This is a genomic window from Mycobacterium malmoense (assembly GCF_019645855.1).
GTDB classification, from domain to species: domain Bacteria; phylum Actinomycetota; class Actinomycetes; order Mycobacteriales; family Mycobacteriaceae; genus Mycobacterium; species Mycobacterium malmoense.
In genome coordinates, this window is record NZ_CP080999.1 from 3,882,541 (window position 1) to 3,897,884 (window position 15,344).

At 64.3% G+C, this 15,344-nt stretch carries 14 protein-coding genes; 8 read left to right on the forward strand and 6 right to left on the reverse strand.

Annotated features, from left to right (window positions below; translation table 11 throughout):
• Positions 1-31 precede the first annotated feature (31 nt).
• Together K3U93_RS17805 and K3U93_RS17810 are read right to left on the reverse strand one after the other, a co-directional pair.
• Positions 32-595, reverse strand: a complete 564-nt coding sequence (locus tag K3U93_RS17805; protein WP_071509191.1) for a DUF3558 domain-containing protein — start codon at positions 593-595, stop codon at positions 32-34.
• On the reverse strand, positions 592-1,149 hold the full coding sequence (locus tag K3U93_RS17810; RefSeq protein ID WP_071509245.1) for a DUF3558 domain-containing protein: 558 nt from the start codon (positions 1,147-1,149) through the stop codon (positions 592-594). Before K3U93_RS17810 ends, K3U93_RS17805 begins: the two co-directional genes overlap by 4 nt.
• Before the next feature lie 176 nt (positions 1,150-1,325).
• Here K3U93_RS17810 and K3U93_RS17815 point away from each other — a divergent pair, with 176 nt between their 5' ends.
• Together K3U93_RS17815 and K3U93_RS17820 are read left to right on the forward strand one after the other, a co-directional pair.
• Entirely contained in the window at positions 1,326-3,080 is a 1,755-nt protein-coding gene (locus K3U93_RS17815; RefSeq protein ID WP_083011194.1) for an ABC transporter ATP-binding protein, read from the forward strand.
• Positions 3,077-4,999 carry an ABC transporter ATP-binding protein gene (locus K3U93_RS17820; RefSeq protein ID WP_083011161.1) on the forward strand — a complete coding sequence of 641 codons (1,923 nt, stop codon included), beginning with the start codon at positions 3,077-3,079 and terminating at the stop codon, positions 4,997-4,999. Before K3U93_RS17815 ends, K3U93_RS17820 begins: the two co-directional genes overlap by 4 nt.
• Before the next feature lie 225 nt (positions 5,000-5,224).
• On the opposite strand, the gene K3U93_RS17825 is transcribed toward K3U93_RS17820, so the two are convergent.
• On the reverse strand, positions 5,225-6,424 hold the full coding sequence (locus K3U93_RS17825; protein ID WP_083011160.1) for a hypothetical protein: 1,200 nt from the start codon (positions 6,422-6,424) through the stop codon (positions 5,225-5,227).
• 643 nt (positions 6,425-7,067) lie between these two features.
• On the opposite strand from K3U93_RS17825, the gene K3U93_RS17830 reads away from it, so the two are divergent.
• Both K3U93_RS17830 and K3U93_RS17835 read left to right on the forward strand, forming a co-directional pair.
• Positions 7,068-7,412, forward strand: coding sequence for a helix-turn-helix transcriptional regulator (locus tag K3U93_RS17830; RefSeq protein WP_083011159.1), 345 nt, complete (start codon positions 7,068-7,070; stop codon positions 7,410-7,412).
• Positions 7,413-7,464: 52 nt separating this feature from the next.
• Positions 7,465-7,911 (forward strand): hypothetical protein, encoded by a 447-nt coding sequence (locus K3U93_RS17835; RefSeq protein ID WP_139797045.1) that lies wholly within the window; start codon positions 7,465-7,467, stop codon positions 7,909-7,911.
• Positions 7,912-8,007: 96 nt separating this feature from the next.
• On the opposite strand, the gene K3U93_RS17840 is transcribed toward K3U93_RS17835, so the two are convergent.
• Entirely contained in the window at positions 8,008-9,189 is a 1,182-nt protein-coding gene (locus K3U93_RS17840; RefSeq protein ID WP_071509186.1) for a hypothetical protein, read from the reverse strand.
• Positions 9,190-9,739: 550 nt separating this feature from the next.
• Here K3U93_RS17840 and K3U93_RS17845 point away from each other — a divergent pair.
• Both K3U93_RS17845 and K3U93_RS17850 read left to right on the forward strand, forming a co-directional pair.
• Entirely contained in the window at positions 9,740-10,390 is a 651-nt protein-coding gene (locus K3U93_RS17845) for a class I SAM-dependent methyltransferase (protein WP_083011157.1), read from the forward strand.
• 177 nt (positions 10,391-10,567) lie between these two features.
• Entirely contained in the window at positions 10,568-12,403 is a 1,836-nt protein-coding gene (locus tag K3U93_RS17850) for a serine/threonine-protein kinase PknH/PknJ (protein ID WP_083011156.1), read from the forward strand.
• A gap of 53 nt (positions 12,404-12,456) precedes the next feature.
• Here K3U93_RS17850 and abmR read toward each other — a convergent pair whose 3' ends face one another.
• A complete protein-coding gene (gene abmR / locus K3U93_RS17855) occupies positions 12,457-13,041 on the reverse strand; it encodes an ATP-binding transcription factor AbmR (protein ID WP_083011155.1) in 585 nt (194 codons plus the stop codon).
• A 149-nt stretch (positions 13,042-13,190) separates the two neighbouring features.
• On the opposite strand from abmR, the gene K3U93_RS17860 reads away from it, so the two are divergent.
• Together K3U93_RS17860 and K3U93_RS17865 are read left to right on the forward strand one after the other, a co-directional pair.
• The gene (locus K3U93_RS17860) at positions 13,191-13,460 is read left to right on the forward strand and encodes a type II toxin-antitoxin system Phd/YefM family antitoxin (RefSeq protein ID WP_083011154.1); all 270 of its coding nucleotides are present in this window, start codon (positions 13,191-13,193) and stop codon (positions 13,458-13,460) included.
• On the forward strand, positions 13,450-13,884 hold the full coding sequence (locus K3U93_RS17865; RefSeq protein WP_083011153.1) for a type II toxin-antitoxin system VapC family toxin: 435 nt from the start codon (positions 13,450-13,452) through the stop codon (positions 13,882-13,884). The genes K3U93_RS17860 and K3U93_RS17865 overlap by 11 nt, the downstream gene beginning before the upstream one ends.
• 296 nt (positions 13,885-14,180) lie before the next feature.
• On the opposite strand, the gene K3U93_RS17870 is transcribed toward K3U93_RS17865, so the two are convergent.
• Complete coding sequence (locus K3U93_RS17870) at positions 14,181-15,335, reverse strand: adenylate/guanylate cyclase domain-containing protein (protein ID WP_083011152.1); 1,155 nt, start codon at positions 15,333-15,335, stop codon at positions 14,181-14,183.
• Positions 15,336-15,344: the final 9 nt, after the last annotated feature.

Genomic DNA, 15,344 nt, shown 5'->3' on the forward strand with positions numbered 1-15,344 from the left:
GCCGCCAAAATTGGCGGCAACGAGCCGGCGCCTACGAGTTGGTCGCCAGCGTCAATTCCATGAGCTTGATGGCCTGCCCACAGGCGTCGATGCCGGGCGCCTGCGGGTTGATCCACCAACCGACCACTCCCGCCGCGTCGCTGGCCACCCCGCACGCACCGTTCGGGTCGTCCGGACGCATCACGATCGAATCGATCCCCGCGATCGAGCGGTTCTCGACCTTGTACTTCAGGAAGTCGGCAACCTTGCGCTCGTTGCTCAGGCTGCCCTGCTCGAACCAGAACCGGGTGATGTCGATCAGGCCGGCCGGGTTGGCCGCCTGCCACCGGCAGATCGCGCCGACGAACGTGCTTTGAATGTCGAGCGGATCGGCGCCCACGGTCTTGGCCAGGATGTCGCTGGTCAGCACCTCACATTCCTTGAGCAGGTTCGGATACTGCTGTTGGGAATTGTTGTTGCGCGGTACGCCGCCCGCGCCGGCCTTGATGGCGTTACCCCCGACGGCCCTCGAACAACCGGTCACGACCACCAGCGCGGCGACCAAGACGGCCACGCTCGTGCGAGCACCGCGTCGACCCCACGTCCGGGCCGTCATTTCGAGTTCGCAATCGATTGACGGGCCAGTTCCTTGGCGATGTCGCAGGGCGGCGGGAACGGCTTTTGACTAAAGCTGACCGACCACTCGATGAAGTCGTCCTGGAACTGAATGCCCACCTCGCACAGCGAGTCACCCAGGTTGGGCTCGTTGCCGACGGCGATGAAGCCGCCATGGCCGTTGATGTTGATGTCGTCCACACTCGAGCGAGATAGCTCCTCGGTCTTGCGTTCACGTCCGATCGGACTGCCGCGATACCAGGAAAAGGAGAAGTGCGGACCGAGAATGCCGCCGCCCGCCAGCCACTGGCATCCCACCGAGTTGCGGGCCGTGTTGACCAGCCCGGACACCTTGGTCAGTTCTGTCACCGTCTGGTCGCTGATGCCACCGCACTGCGGGAACATCGGTCCGTGGCGGCCTTCGGCGTTCCCGGGCGTCGACGACGCCGTCGCCCCCGGCTTGTTGTCGCCGGAACTGGAGCACCCCGCGACCGTCGGGATCAGAATCGTTAAGGCTGACGCCGCAAGCGCCAGCGCCTTCACGTCACCCCGCACCGCTACCCTGCCCTTGCCGAGCCTGCTGCTGGTCCACACGATGCACTGTAGCGGCAGCCCGGGAGGTCAACCACCGACACGCCACCTGAACAGGCATTTCGATCCCGCTGCCGGATGCGGCACCGGCGCTCAACCATGCCGCGTGACTACCGCCTGTGATGTGCGACAGTTACCAGATGCTCCTGGCACTGCTGCGCCAGTACATCCAGCCGTACCGCCGGCTGGTTGCGGTGCTGATGGTGCTCCAGCTGATCAGCACCCTGGCGTCGCTGTACCTGCCGACGGTCAACGCGACGATCATCGACGAGGGCGTCGCCAAGGGCGATACCGCCACCATCGTCAGCCTCGGCATGGTGATGCTGGCGGTCACCGGATTGCAGGTGTTGTGTTCGGTCGGGGCCGTCTACTTCGGCTCCCGGACCGGGATGGGCTTCGGCCGCGACCTGCGTCGCGCGATCTTCGAGCACGTCACCACCTTCTCCGAGCGCGAGACCGCCCGATTCGGCGCACCCACGCTGTTGACGCGCAGCACCAACGACGTCCGACAAATCCAGTATCTGGTGCACATCGCCGGCACCATTCTGGTGACCGCGCCGATCATGTGCGCGGGTGGAATCGTCATGGCTATCCACCAAGAGGCCGCGCTGACGTGGCTGCTGCTGGTCAGCGTCCCGATCATGGCCGTCACCAATTACTGGATCATGTCGCATATGCTGCCGCTCTTCCGCGGAATGCAGAGCCTGATCGACGGCATCAATCGGGTGATGCGCGACCAGCTGACCGGTGTCCGGGTGGTCCGGGCGTTTGCGCGCGAGCGCTTTGAGCGCGACCGGTTCGCTCGCGCCAACGCCGCGCTGTCGAATACCGCGCTGACCGCCGGTAATTGGCATGCGCTGATGCTGCCGGTGACCACGCTGACCGTCAACGTGTCCAGCGTCGCGCTGATCTGGTTCGGTGGGCTGCGCATCGATCACGGCCAAATGCAGGTCGGCTCGCTGATCGCGTTCCTGGCGTACTTCACCCAGATCCTGATGGCGGTGTTGATGGCGACCATGACGCTGGTGGTGCTGCCGCGCGCGTCGGTGTGCGCCGAACGGATCACCGAGGTGCTCTCCACCCACGCCGCGGTCCAAAACCCGCCGAACCCCAAGTTCCCACGCGGCGGAATCACCGGCGTGGTGCGGCTCGACGGCGCCACGTTCACCTATCCGGGTGCCGATCGCCCAGTGTTGCAAGACATCTCGTTGACCGCACTGCCCGGTGCCACCACCGCGATCGTCGGCAGCACCGGTTCGGGCAAGTCGACGCTGGTGTCGCTGATCTGTCGGCTCTACGACGTGACGGCCGGCGCCGTTCTGGTCGACGGCATCGACGTCCGCGATTACCACATCGAACGGCTCTGGTCGGCGATCGGGCTGGTCCCCCAGCGCGGCCACCTCTTCTCTGGCACCGTCGCCGACAACCTGCGCTACGGCGCGACCCCAGGCCAGGTGATCACCGACGACCAGATGTGGGAAGCCTTGCGGGTGGCCGACGCCGACGGATTCGTGCGGGCCCACGATGACGGGCTGCACATGCGCGTCGCGCAGGGCGGAATCAACTTCTCGGGTGGTCAACGGCAACGGCTGGCGATCGCGCGGGCGGTCATCCGGAACCCGGCCATCTATCTGTTCGACGACGCGTTCGCCGCGCTCGACGTGCACAGCGACGCGCGGGTGCGTGCGTCGCTGCGTGAGGTGTCCAGTGGCGCCACAATGATCGTTGTCACCCAACGGATTTCGACCGCCGCCCAGGCCGACCAGGTGATCGTCATCGATGACGGCAAACTGGTGGGTTCGGGCACGCACGAATCGCTGCTGGTCGACTGCGCCACCTATGCCGAATTCGCCGATTCACAATCGGTGAGCGCGGGAGTCGGGGGCACGCAATGACCGCGGCGGTCAACACGCCGACCCGTGCCGCGGCACCGGCCGGGCGGTCCCGCGACTTCTGGGGTTCGGCGGCCCGGTTGGTGAAACGGCTTGCGCCGCAACGAAGCCTGAGTATCGCGGTGATCACGTTGGGTGTCACGGGCACGGCGATCGGGGTCGTCGTTCCGCGGATCCTTGGCCATGCCACCGATCTGCTGTTCAACGGCGTCATCGGGCGAGGACTCCCCGCCGGAATCACCAAGGCACAGGCCGTCGCCGCAGCCCGGAACCGAGGTGACAACGCCTTCGCCGACCTGCTGTCGGGGATGAACGTCGTGCCGGGCCGAGGCGTGGACTTCGGTGCGGTGGCACGGACCCTGGTATTGGCGCTGGGATTGTATCTGTTTGCCTCGCTGCTCATTTGGGCGCAAGCCCGGCTGCTTAACGTCACCGTGCAGCGCACCATGGTCGCGTTGCGCTCCGACGTGGAGGACAAGATTCACCGGCTGCCGTTGTCCTACTTCGATCGGCGGCAACGTGGTGAGCTGTTGAGCCGGGTCACCAACGACATCGACAACGTCCAGTCGTCGCTGTCGATGACGATCAGCCAGCTGCTGACGGCGATCCTGACGGTGGTGACGGTGCTGGCGATGATGGTGTCGATCTCGCCGCTGTTGGCGCTGATCACGCTCCTGACGGTGCCGCTGTCGCTGCTGGCGACGCGGGCGATCGCGCGCCGTTCGCAGCGCCTGTTCGTGGCCCAATGGGCCAGCACCGGACGCCTCAACGCCCACATCGAAGAGACCTACAGCGGGTTCACGGTGGTCAAGACGTTCGGCCATCAGGCCGTGGCGCGCGAGCAGTTCCGCTGCTTCAACGACGACGTCTACCACGCCAGTTTCGGGGCCCAGTTTTTCTCCGGTCTGGTGGGGCCGGCGACGACGTTCATCGGCAACCTCGGCTACGTCGCCGTGGCCGTGGTGGGGGGCGTGCAGGTGGCCACCGGCCAGATCACCCTCGGCAGCATCCAGGCGTTCATTCAATACGTCCGGCAGTTCAACGCACCGCTGAGCCAGGTGGCCGGGATGTACAACACCCTGCAATCCGGGGTCGCCAGCGCCGAGCGGGTTTTCGACCTGCTCGACGAACCCGAGGAGTCGCCGGACGCCGAGCCGGTCCCGCCGCCGGCATTGCCGCCGCCCAACGGCCAAGGCCCACGCATCGGCGGACGCGTCGAGTTCCAGCACGTGAACTTTTCGTACCGGCCGGGCACCCCGGTGATCCAGGACCTATCGCTGGTGGCCGAACCGGGCAGCACGGTGGCGATCGTCGGCCCGACCGGCGCGGGCAAGACCACGATGGTGAATCTGCTTATGCGGTTCTATGACGTAGATTCCGGCCGAATCCTGATCGACGGGGTCGATATCACCACGGTGAGCCGGCAGTCGCTGCGCTCGCGAATCGGCATGGTGTTGCAAGACACCTGGCTCTTTGACGCGACGATCGCGGAGAACATTGCCTATGGTCGGCCGGGCGCCAGTGACGACGAGGTGGTGGAAGCCGCCAGCGCGGCCTATGTCGACCGGTTTGTGCACACGCTGCCCGCCGGCTACCAGACGCGGATCAGCGGTGACGGCGCCAACATCAGCGCCGGCGAGAAGCAGCTCATCACCATCGCGCGCGCGTTTCTAGCCCGCCCGCAGCTGTTGATCCTGGACGAGGCCACCAGTTCGGTCGACACCCGCACCGAGGCCCTGATTCAGCGCGCCATGTGCGAGCTTCGCCGAGATCGAACGAGTTTCATTATCGCGCATCGTCTTTCGACGATCCGGGACGCCGACCGCATTCTCGTTGTCGACGCCGGCCGGATCGTCGAACAAGGCAACCACGCCGAACTGCTGGCCCGGCGCGGCGCCTACTATGCGATGACTCAGGCTTGAGTTGGGGCGGCCTGGTCGCCGACGGTTTGGTCTGCAGTCCCCTCCTGGATAGCCGAAAGCCTTGGGATGGAACCGATTCCACACCGGCGTCGGGGTCTGGTCGACTGGATGGCCGCGCCTCCTGCCGAGAAGCACGTCAACATAAGCGGATTGGCCCCCTCCTTGCCGAAGGGGGCCAATCGCCGTTGGTAGGTCACCGGCTCGCATCGGCAACCACCGCCGGATTCAGAGCAATTTGAGGAGGTTGATGAGCAGCGTTCCTAGTTGTCCTGCAACCCCTCCGAGAGCTGTGGCGAAGCCACTCAATGCTTCTGGGAGGTTCGACACGATCGAGGGGATGCTTTGCAGCAGTGATGTCAACTGGCCAGGGACGCCTGCGAGGTAGTTACCGAAGGGGGGCCAGCCTTGGGTTAGCGTGGTCCAGAAGGTCTGTGCTGCAACCTGAAGGGAACCACCGCTCATGATGTTCTGGGCGTTCGGGGCGACGATATCTGCCGCGATCTGTTGGGGGATCTGCGAGGTCAGATACTTGCCGATGCTGATGTGGTTGCTGATCAGACCGCCGGAATACCCCAGGGCCGTTTTGTTGCCGTTGAGAAATACGTTGGCTACTAACCCGGGCATGTTAAGGATATTGGTCGCAAGCCCGGACGGATCTCCGGTCGCCCAGGAGTTGGCGATGGCTTGAATGCCGGCGCCGATCGCGTTGGAGGTATTGCCGGGAACTGCGAGGCCGCCTTGGGCAACGAAGTCCGCGACACCGGTGACCGCGAGGTAGTTAGCAATATTGGTGGCGTTTTGCAGCATGAAGCTAGGGAGTCTCAGGATCGGTTCGAGCGGCTCACCTATTTCTGTGAGTGGGAAGTCATAAAACGCGTCGAACAGGGACGAGTTCAGCACCGCGAAGTTCCCCGACAGGTAACCAGACCAAGCCCTTTGAAGTAACGATATGAAGTCGCCCCCTAAGAAGTAATTGGAAGCGGCGTTCGCGGCCAGATGGTAGTCATGCACGTACAAGTACCCGTACTGCAGGAAGTTCGCCGCTACCTGTTGCAAAAGGGGGAAGGGGTGCGCTTCAAACAGCTGATATAGCGATTGGATATTGCTGTTGGCTGTCGTTAGAGCGTTAATCCACGTTCGGGCAGGAAGCCACGACCCGAACTCGTCGACGACGCTCGCGGGCACCGCGCCCGCGGCTGCCCCGTGGGAGATCGACACGAGTTCGTTCTCCACCCCGGAGAACAGATCCATCATGCCGCTGGTGGCGTCGGTGAGCTGAATCTCCGACAGGCTCACTTGGGAGAGCTGTTGGCCCAGGTAAAAATTGGGTAGGTGCTGGGTGATGGGGGCTACGGTGATGATGCTGGCGGCGGCCAAAGTGGCCGCAGCGGTGATGTGGGGGCGGGCTGCGAGATCCACGACCATCTCCTTTGATCGGCGAGTCGAATGATGATGGTCAGAACGTAGCTGAGAAGAACCTGAGTCTCGGGCCGATTGGGGTCAGATTGACGAATTTGGGAATATGAGCAAAGCGCTCCGCAAACTTTATACAGTAGAGTAATGAATGCTTGTGTGCTGTTTTTATAGCCCAGAGTTACCCCCCCCCCCGAATTTTAGTTCAATGCGCAACTACCAGCGGACAACTACTAACATGCGTTTGCCACAACTATGGCGAATGTCCCTATTCAGCACGACGCCGTCCCTGTGTGGGCACCAACTGCATGTTCGGCGTCAGTTCGGAAAGCGCGATCGCCCCTTCCAGGGCCCGTTGTCGTCGTGGTGGTCCAAATCGATGGCCCGGTCAGCCGGGGGTGCCCGCAACCGCCATGATCGTCAGTTCCAAAAACGAGTTTGGGCCGCGAGATGCTTAAAAGTACCAGCCGGACAACGCTTTCCGATGAAAGTCGACAACCTGCAGGGATGAGTTGTTGCCGGCGGTTCCAGGGCGTCGCGCTACGTCATGGGCGTTGTCGCGCCGGCGTCCAGCCGCTGTGCCCGGGCCAATTGGCTAGCCAGAAGATAAAACTGACACCGTCGCCGGTGCGACCCTATGAGATAGCATAACGACGTGGCGGTCATCGGTCCTCGTACGCAGCGCAGCATCGATGCGTGGGCGGGGAGCGTCCTGCGGGTAGTGCGCGCGAAGACGGGTTTGACGCAGCGTCAGTTGGCGGCCAAGGCTAGTGTGCCATACAGCACTATCGCCAAGATTGAGTCGGGGGCGCGCCAGCCGACCCACCCTACGATGGCGAAAATCCTTGCAGCCGTGGACCTGTCGCTGTCCACACGGATAGTGCCATACGACGATCACGACGACGTGTTGTGGGAGCAGGAGCAGCGGCGCAGTCCGTCGGAGCGGGAGCAGATACAGGCCGAGCAGGCGCGCCTGGCCCGTGAGACAACGCGTGCCTGAATTCGATCCCGCGGCCATTCTGGAAGTGCTCGCTTGCCACGAGGTCGACTACGTGTTGATCGGCGGCTATGCCGCCCTGCTGCGGGGGTCGGGAATGGCCACGATCGACATCGACATCGTGCCGGCGCGACCGGGGCCCAACTTGGCGAATCTGGCTGCCGCGCTTACCGATCTCGGAGCCAAGATCCGCGCCGCCGGGACCGAGGCACTACCGTTCAGCGCCTCGGCGGAGTCGTTGCAGGGTATGAGCGTGCTGAACTTGACGACTCGTTTCGGGGATCTCGACCTAACGTTTGCCCCTTCTGGATTTGTCGACGGCTTCGATGCGTTGCGGGTTGGCGCGACGGCGATGACGAACGAGAAAAAAGCGGTGGCCGGTGATCCGCAACCGGCGACGGCCATCTTCGTCGGCAGCCACACACCATCGGCGTTAGGGATAAACCTGGTCAAGTGTCTTCCAGCTGGCATTCGCCGATATCAATCCGAACCGCTCGGCTGAAAAGCATGTCAACAAAAGCGGATTGGCCCCCTTCGGCAAGAAGGGGGCCAATCGCCGTTGGCGGTCACCGGCTCGCATCGGCGACCTCCACTGGACTCAAAGCAACTTGAGGAGGGCAGCGATCCACGACCCGATCTGGGTTGCGACCGTTCCGGCAAGGTTGCCCAATATCGACGGGAGATTCGACACGACCGAGGGGACGCTCTGCAGCAGCGAAGTCAATCCATTACTAATGCTGCCGATGACAGGACTCAGGGACGGCCAGCCGTTGAGGAACGTGTTCACCAATTGCTGGAACGCAGCCGAGAGACTGCCGCCGCTCATGATATTGGTCGCGTTGGGAGCAACGATTGAATTAGCAAGTTGTTGAGGGATCTGTATAGACAGAGTGTTAAGCACACCAAAGTTCTGGGTGAGCAGACCATATGAAGGGTACTTAGCGATAGTCCCATTGAGGAACTGATAGGCCACAGCGCCCGGGATATTGAGCAAGTTGGTCGCAGCACCCAAATAATTCCCGGAATCCCACGAAGTAACAACCGCCTGAGCGCCCTTGGAGAACGCTTCCTCAAGGTAGGTGGGAAATCCGAGAGCCAGGCTACCGAGTTCCGTTACGCCCCCGGTGAGAAGAGAATCCGTAGCATTCGCGAGATTCTGGGTGATGTCCACAGGGATCTTTAGAATTGCTTCGAGCGGATACAGGATATTAGTAAATGTGTTCGAGTACAGAGCTGTCCACAGGTCGTTCAGCCCGGTCTGAACGTTGCCCGATATGAGATCAGTGAACGCTGTGTGGAGAAGCGGCCCAAGATCGCTTGCTTTTGCTCCGAAGATGTAATTAATGCTGTCTTGCGCAGCGGTTTGGTACGCCCCGACATAGATGTTCCCGTACTCGACCAGGTTGGCCGCAAACTGCTGCAGGAGCGCAGCGGGAGGATTCCAGCCATTGTAAAGTTTCTGCAAGTTGGTGCCCGCCGTCGCGAAAGTGTCAACCCACGTCTGGACGGGGAGAGGCAGTCCGGTCGGGGGTGCGGGCAGAGCGGCCGCGGCTGCTCCGTTTGCGAGCGAGGCAAGCTGGCTCTGCACACCGCCGAACAGGTCGACCGTGCTGGTGGCGGCGTCGGTGAGACTGATGTCGGACACGCTCACCTCGGGGAGGTGTCGGGTCAGGTGAAAATCGGGTAGGTGCTGGGCGATGGGCCCAGCGGCGATGACAGCGGCGCTGGCCAGGGCAACTCCTGCGGTGATGTGGGGGCGGGCTGCGAGATCCACGACCATCTCCTTTGATCGGCGAGTCGAATTCGGATGGTCAGAAGGTAGCTGAGCCAAGGTTCGGTTACGGGCGGCTTTGGGCCTAACGGTTCAACTCTGTAACATGAAGATAATTTGTCGCAAACTTAGCCAATTCAAGTAATCTGTGCTTGCACATAGTTTTTATAGCTTGGAGTTACCCCCCCCCCCGAATTTTAGTTCAACGCGCAACTACCGATGAGCCATTGCCGACACATATTTGCTCAACCACACCGCACCGAGCAGCAAACCTCCGACGCCGGCCGCCACCGGGTTGCCGACAATCGACGCTTATCGCTGCACACTGACCAATCGCGGCTCGGCCCGAAGCGGTCACCGGCCGGGCAGGAACCGCACACCATCCTCGGCCAAATCGCTTGCGGCACATACAAGGGCAACGAGCCACAGGTGAGACCAATCAGCACACCATGATGGTCGCGCTCGCCGGCGGCACGCCACAGGGGCCGAACCTGGACCAGCTGTACAAGTTCACTCGTGAGGCAGCGAGCCAGTATTCGGCGCGGATACGCTGGCCCGTGTGAGCGCGAGTCGGCTGGGCTGGGACCACAACGCCTACTACCAGCGAGTGCTTCTGAATCACCTACCCCAGCGATGCGGACGTGTCCTCGACGTCGGTTGCGGCGCAGGAGCTTTCGCCGCCAGACTGGCCGACCACGTCGAGCACGTTGACGCGGTCGACAGGTCGGCGGCGATGATCGAGGCGGCCCGGCAGCGCGCACCGGCCAACGTCACGTGCATTCTCGCCGACGTGATGGAGCTGTCCCTGCCGGCCACGCACTACGACGCGATCGTGTCGATCACCGCGTTGCATCACATGCCGCTCGACGACGCGCTGCGGCATCTGGCGCCGGCACTGCGCCCGGGCGGTGTCCTCGCCGCGGTGGTCTTGCCCCGGTCCGACTTGCCCCGCGAGATACCGATCGAAATCGTTGCCGCAGTGGCCAATCGCGTGTTCGGTGCCCTATTCGCAGCACTCAGGACGACCGGCTCCAGCGGTTGGTATCGGCTGGAGCCGACGAATCAGGCGATGCCGAAGGTGCTCGCCCCGCTGACGACCCGTCAAGCCCGTGAAGTCGCGGCGGCGGTGCTGCCTCGCGCCCGCGTGCGCCGGCTCCTGTTCTGGCGTTACCTCCTGCTGTGGCGACGGCCCGTCGAGGCGCCCGCCTAGCTTCCGACGGGAGCGTGATCACCGGCGGCACCCAGCGACGAATGTCGCGGTTATCCTGCGGCGAATCGGCCGGGGGCCTACCGTCATGGTTGCTGGCCGTGCCGATTGTGGTCGGGCTCCGGGCTGGAGTTTTGTTGGTATGGTCGGCGGGTCCGGGGTGGGTTTGGAGGGTCAGGGATGAGTGACGCGCAGGCCTCACGGGCGGGTTCGATGTTCGGGCCCTATCACCTAAAGCGGCTGCTGGGACGCGGTGGAATGGGCGAGGTGTACGAGGCCGAGCACACCGTCAAGGAGTGGACGGTGGCGGTCAAGCTGATGTCGGACACATTCAGCAGGGACCCGGTGTTTCGGGAGCGGATGAAGCGCGAAGCCCGTACGGCCGGCCGTTTGCAGGAACCCCATGTGGTGCCCATCCACGAGTACGGCGAGATCGACGGGCAAATGTACATGGAGATGCGCCTCATTGAGGGCACCGACCTGGACACCCTGCTCAAGCGCTACGGCCCGCTGACCCCGCCGCGCGCGGTGGCCATCATCACCCAGATCGCCTCGGCCCTCGACGCCGCCCATGCCGCCGGGGTGATGCACCGCGACGTCAAGCCGCCCAACATCCTGGTCACCCGCGACGACTTTGCCTACCTGGTCGACTTCGGCATCGCCAGTGCCACCACCGACGAAAAACTGACCCAACTGGGCACCGCGGTGGGTACCTGGAAATACATGGCGCCCGAACGGTTTTCCGACGACGAGGTCACCTACCGCGCCGACATCTACGCCCTGGCCTGCGTTCTGCACGAGGCGTTGACCGGGGCCCCGCCCTATCGCGCCGAAAGCGCCGGCACACTCGTCACCGCGCACCTGATGGAGCCCATCCCCAAGCCCAGCGCGCTGCGTTCGGGCGTTCCCAAGGCCTTCGACGCGGTCATCGCGCGCGGCATGGCCAAAAAGCCCGAAGACCGCTACGCCAGCGCCGGCGACCTCGCCCTGGCCGCGCGCGAAGCGCTCACCGACCCGGACCAAGACCACGCCGAAAACATCTTGCGCCGCAGCCAAGAAGCCACCCTGCCCGCCACCAGCGAGCCCGCAGCCGCTCCCGGGCCCACCCTGGCGGCCACTCCCCCACCGCCGGCGCCCTACCCCGCCGCCGCGGACCCCATGCCGCAAGCCGCCCGCCCGTGGGCTCCCGACAGTGGCCCCATGCCCGCCAGCCAACCGACCCCGCAGTACTACCCGACCGGCAGCGGCAACTGGGGAGGCCCACCGCCACAACAACTTTCCGGCCCCACACCGTGGAACCAGGGCCACCAGCCGCCGCCAAAAGCCAAGCGCAACCCGTGGCCCGTCATCGCCGCCGTCGCCGTTGTGCTCGTCGTCATCGTCAGCGGCGTGGGCATCTGGCTTGTCACCCGACCCTCACCACCGCCACCGCCGCCCGACCCGGTGCCGGCCGATCGTCTCGACGCCCTTCTGCTGAACACGTCGGACATCAACGCCGTCATGGGTTCCTCGACCATGGAACCCGGCAAGCCCATCACGTCGATGGACACCTCCCCGGTGACGCTGTCATTGCCCGACTGCCAGGGAACGCTGTACACCAGCCAGGATCCGGTCTACGCGGGCACCGGCTACACCGGGGTGAGCGGACTGGTGTCGTCGGAGCCGGGCGACAACTACGACCATTGGGTCAACCAGGCCGTGGTGGCGTTTCCCTCCGCCAACAAAGCCAAGGCATTTCTGGACGCGTCGGCGAGCAAGTGGAACGACTGCGCCGGCAAGACGGTGACCGTCACGAACAAGAGCAAGACGTATCGGTGGACTTTCGCTCAGGTCAACGGCAGTCCGCCGAAGATCGCGGTGATGGACATCCAGGAAGGGGCCGACGGCTGGGAGTGCCAGCGCGCGATGGGTGTGGCGAACAATGTGGTCGTCGACGTCAACGCGTGCGGATACCACATCAGCAACCAAGGCGAACAGATCTCCGACAAGATCGTCGCCAAGATCAACAACGAATAGCCAGATATCCGGCGGACCGCACACCAATGCCCAAGGGGCACTGTGGCATTGGCCTACGACTGAAGATCTGGCCCCTGCGCGCGCAGGTCATCGACGGCCGACATGGCGCCGCGGAGCTTGGCCAGCCATTCCTCGGCGTGCTCACCGACCAGCTTGACCGACCAGGCGAGCGCGTCGGCGCGAGACCGGGCGACGCCGGCGTCGACCAATGTGTCGAGCACCTGGCGCTCGGGCTGCTTCAAGCGCGTCATCACCGGAACGGCGATGTGCGTGAACAGGATTCGCTCTGTGCCGGTTTTGGAGCCAACGTCCACGCCCCAGGAAACCTTGCGCCCGTAGCGATCCTGCGCTTCGTCGGCGATGCGCATCCGCTCCGAACGGGTTTCTTCGCGGAATCGCGAGACCCGGCCTTCGGCGCGGGCCTGGCTCTCTTCGCTGCCGGAGCTCTCGGGGTCGGCCAGCTTTCCGATGACCGTGATCTCTTCGCGGTCGACGACGACCGTGGGATCGCCGTCGAACCAGTCCTCGGGGAGGCGTCCGGCGAACCATTCCGCGGCGCCGCTCGCGTCGGGCTGCTGGGCCTGCTGCCAGCCGCCGGGGCGGCCGTACCGCCGCCCGTGTGTGTGGTGGGAAATCATGATTACATGATTACACCGTTATAGGCGTAGCGGAATAGCGTTCGCGCGCCGCGAACGTCCAACGCTGGCGGATGCGCTCCCGGCTGTCCGTTCTCACCTCATGGCACCTGCCTGGAAATGACGTAGCACGTGGTGCTACCATATGGCACATGAGCGCTCAACGCGAAGTCAGCCAACGTGACCTACGCATGCGGTCCAAGGAGATCATGGACGCCGTCGAGCGCGGCGACTCCTTCACGGTTACCCGTGACGGACATCAGATCGGAGAGCTGGTCCCCATGCGCCGGCGGCGTCGTTTCGTCTCGCGCGCCGAATTTGCCCGAGGGTCGCAATTGGCACCGCTGATCGACGTCGCGGCCTTCCGGGCCGACCAAGGCTTCGCCTACGACCAGGCCTTGAGCGACCCGTATGCCCGCTGATCCACAACGCGGCCTGCTCGACACGAACATCTTGATCCTGCGCCACACGATCGACCCCGACGAACTCCCCGACGAAATGGCCATCAGCGCCATCACACTGGCCGAACTCTCCGCAGGCGTACACCTGGTACGTGGCGACAACGCGCGGGTCGTCGAGGAGCGCGCTCGCCGTGCTGATGTGCTGCAGCGGGCCGAGAACGAGTTTGACCCCATTCCGTTCGAGACAGAGGCCGCTCGGGCATTCGGGCGCATCGGCGCCGCAGTCCAGGCCCGCGGTCAGGCTCCCCGGCGCCGGCTAGCCGACCTCATGATCGCATCGATCGCGGCCGCCACAAAGTTGCCGCTGTACACCACCAACCCGGATGATTTCGAGGGGTTAGACGGCATCATCCGGGTCTTTCCGGTGCGGCGTCCGCCTTTGTAACGGGAACCCCCAGCCCAACTACATTGCGACACAACAGCGTTCGACCGTCTTAATCTAAATGGCGCTTCCCTGCAAGCGGCCGCCGATTAAATTGCGGCCGGGCACGGGCCGTTGCTAAGCCCCGTTGATATGGCCTGTTCGGAGGCGTATTTTTGGTAGCGAAGCAGGCCCGGAAGCGACCGATTCGAAGCGCCGGAAAATGGGGTAGAGCCGGCCGCGTACGACGATTCGTCAGACGCACCCTAGAGGTCGCCCGGGCCTGCCCATGCTTGTTCGCCATTCCGGGCGAGGCGGGGTCAGCCGCCGCCGGCGGAGCCGTTCCCCCGCCGGATCCGAAACAGCTTGACCTCGTTCTTGATGCCCTTGAGGCGGCGCGCGCCGGCGAACGACCCGTCGAATTCGCCGGTATCGCCGGTATCGCCCAGGGCCTCCCAAACCGAATCCGCGACCAGCACGGCACCCGGGCGCGCCACGCCGGTGACCCGGCTCGCCACGTTGACCGGGCTGCCGAACCAATCGCCGGCCCGGCTCACCGCCATGCCGGAGGCCACGCCCGCGCGCAGGCGGGGAAAGTCGTTGTCGGTGTCGACGGTCTCGACGAGCTTCAGGACGACATCCAAAAGTGGCACCGGATCGGGACAGACGAACATCACCGCGTCGCCGATGGTCTTGATGAACCGCACCGGCGGGGCCGTCATGTCGCGGGCGAGGTCGGCCAGCCGGTTGGCCAGGTGCCCCAACTCCTCGGCCGATACCACCTCGCCCAGCCGGGTGAAGCCGACGAGGTCGACGAAGGCGACGGTGACCTGCCGCGCTCCCGGGAGCGGCTTGCCGGCGGCGCGCTCCCCGGCGTTGACGGCTTCGGTCTCCATCATGTGCCGCAGCTGCATGAACAGCATGTTCTGGATCATCGGGCCAAGCATCGGCGCGATTTGGCCGACCAACGCCTTCGATCCCTTCGCGATTTCCAGTTCGGTGGCGCCCGGGCGCATGATCGCCGAAAGCGCCGTGTAGCGCATCATTTCGGCGGCGCGCGACAGACCCTCGGCGAGCACCCGGACCACGTCCACCAACTGATCGGGATCCAGGCCGAGGTCGACGAACAGCTGGGTGTAGGCGGCGGCTTCACCGTCGGCGCGCATGTGAACGACCGCGTCGGGGTCGTCCACCCGGGCCAGGCCGATGGCACGCTGCACCCGCTGCAACAGCATCAGGTCGACGCCGTGGGTCTCGCTGATCTCGCGGGTGGAGACGTAGGTGCCGTCGTCGCCGATGAGGTGGCGGGTGGCCAGCAGCAGCGGCGGGTTGGTCGCGCGGATCTCGTCGGCGGTGATGCCCTGCTCCAGCAGCCAGCGCACCAGTTCGGCCCGCTCGGTGCGCGCGGCACCCTCGAGTCCGTCGAGCAGATCGTCGATGTTGTGGTCGACCCCGTCCACGTGGTCAACGTACAACGCCGGCCG

What these genes read in the sequence shown, in the direction of transcription:
- K3U93_RS17805 (WP_071509191.1), bottom strand. Translation starts at nt 595, where the DNA reads ATGACGGCCCGGACGTGGGGTCGACGCGGTGCTCGCACGAGCGTGGCC.
- abmR (WP_083011155.1), bottom strand. Translation starts at nt 13,041, where the DNA reads ATGATTTCCCACCACACACACGGGCGGCGGTACGGCCGCCCCGGCGGC.
- K3U93_RS17850 (WP_083011156.1), top strand. Translation starts at nt 10,568, where the DNA reads ATGAGTGACGCGCAGGCCTCACGGGCGGGTTCGATGTTCGGGCCCTAT.
- K3U93_RS17820 (WP_083011161.1), top strand. Translation starts at nt 3,077, where the DNA reads ATGACCGCGGCGGTCAACACGCCGACCCGTGCCGCGGCACCGGCCGGG.
- K3U93_RS17865 (WP_083011153.1), top strand. Translation starts at nt 13,450, where the DNA reads ATGCCCGCTGATCCACAACGCGGCCTGCTCGACACGAACATCTTGATC.
- K3U93_RS17840 (WP_071509186.1), bottom strand. Translation starts at nt 9,189, where the DNA reads ATGGTCGTGGATCTCGCAGCCCGCCCCCACATCACCGCAGGAGTTGCC.
- K3U93_RS17860 (WP_083011154.1), top strand. Translation starts at nt 13,191, where the DNA reads ATGAGCGCTCAACGCGAAGTCAGCCAACGTGACCTACGCATGCGGTCC.
- K3U93_RS17825 (WP_083011160.1), bottom strand. Translation starts at nt 6,424, where the DNA reads ATGGTCGTGGATCTCGCAGCCCGCCCCCACATCACCGCTGCGGCCACT.
- K3U93_RS17815 (WP_083011194.1), top strand. Translation starts at nt 1,326, where the DNA reads ATGCTCCTGGCACTGCTGCGCCAGTACATCCAGCCGTACCGCCGGCTG.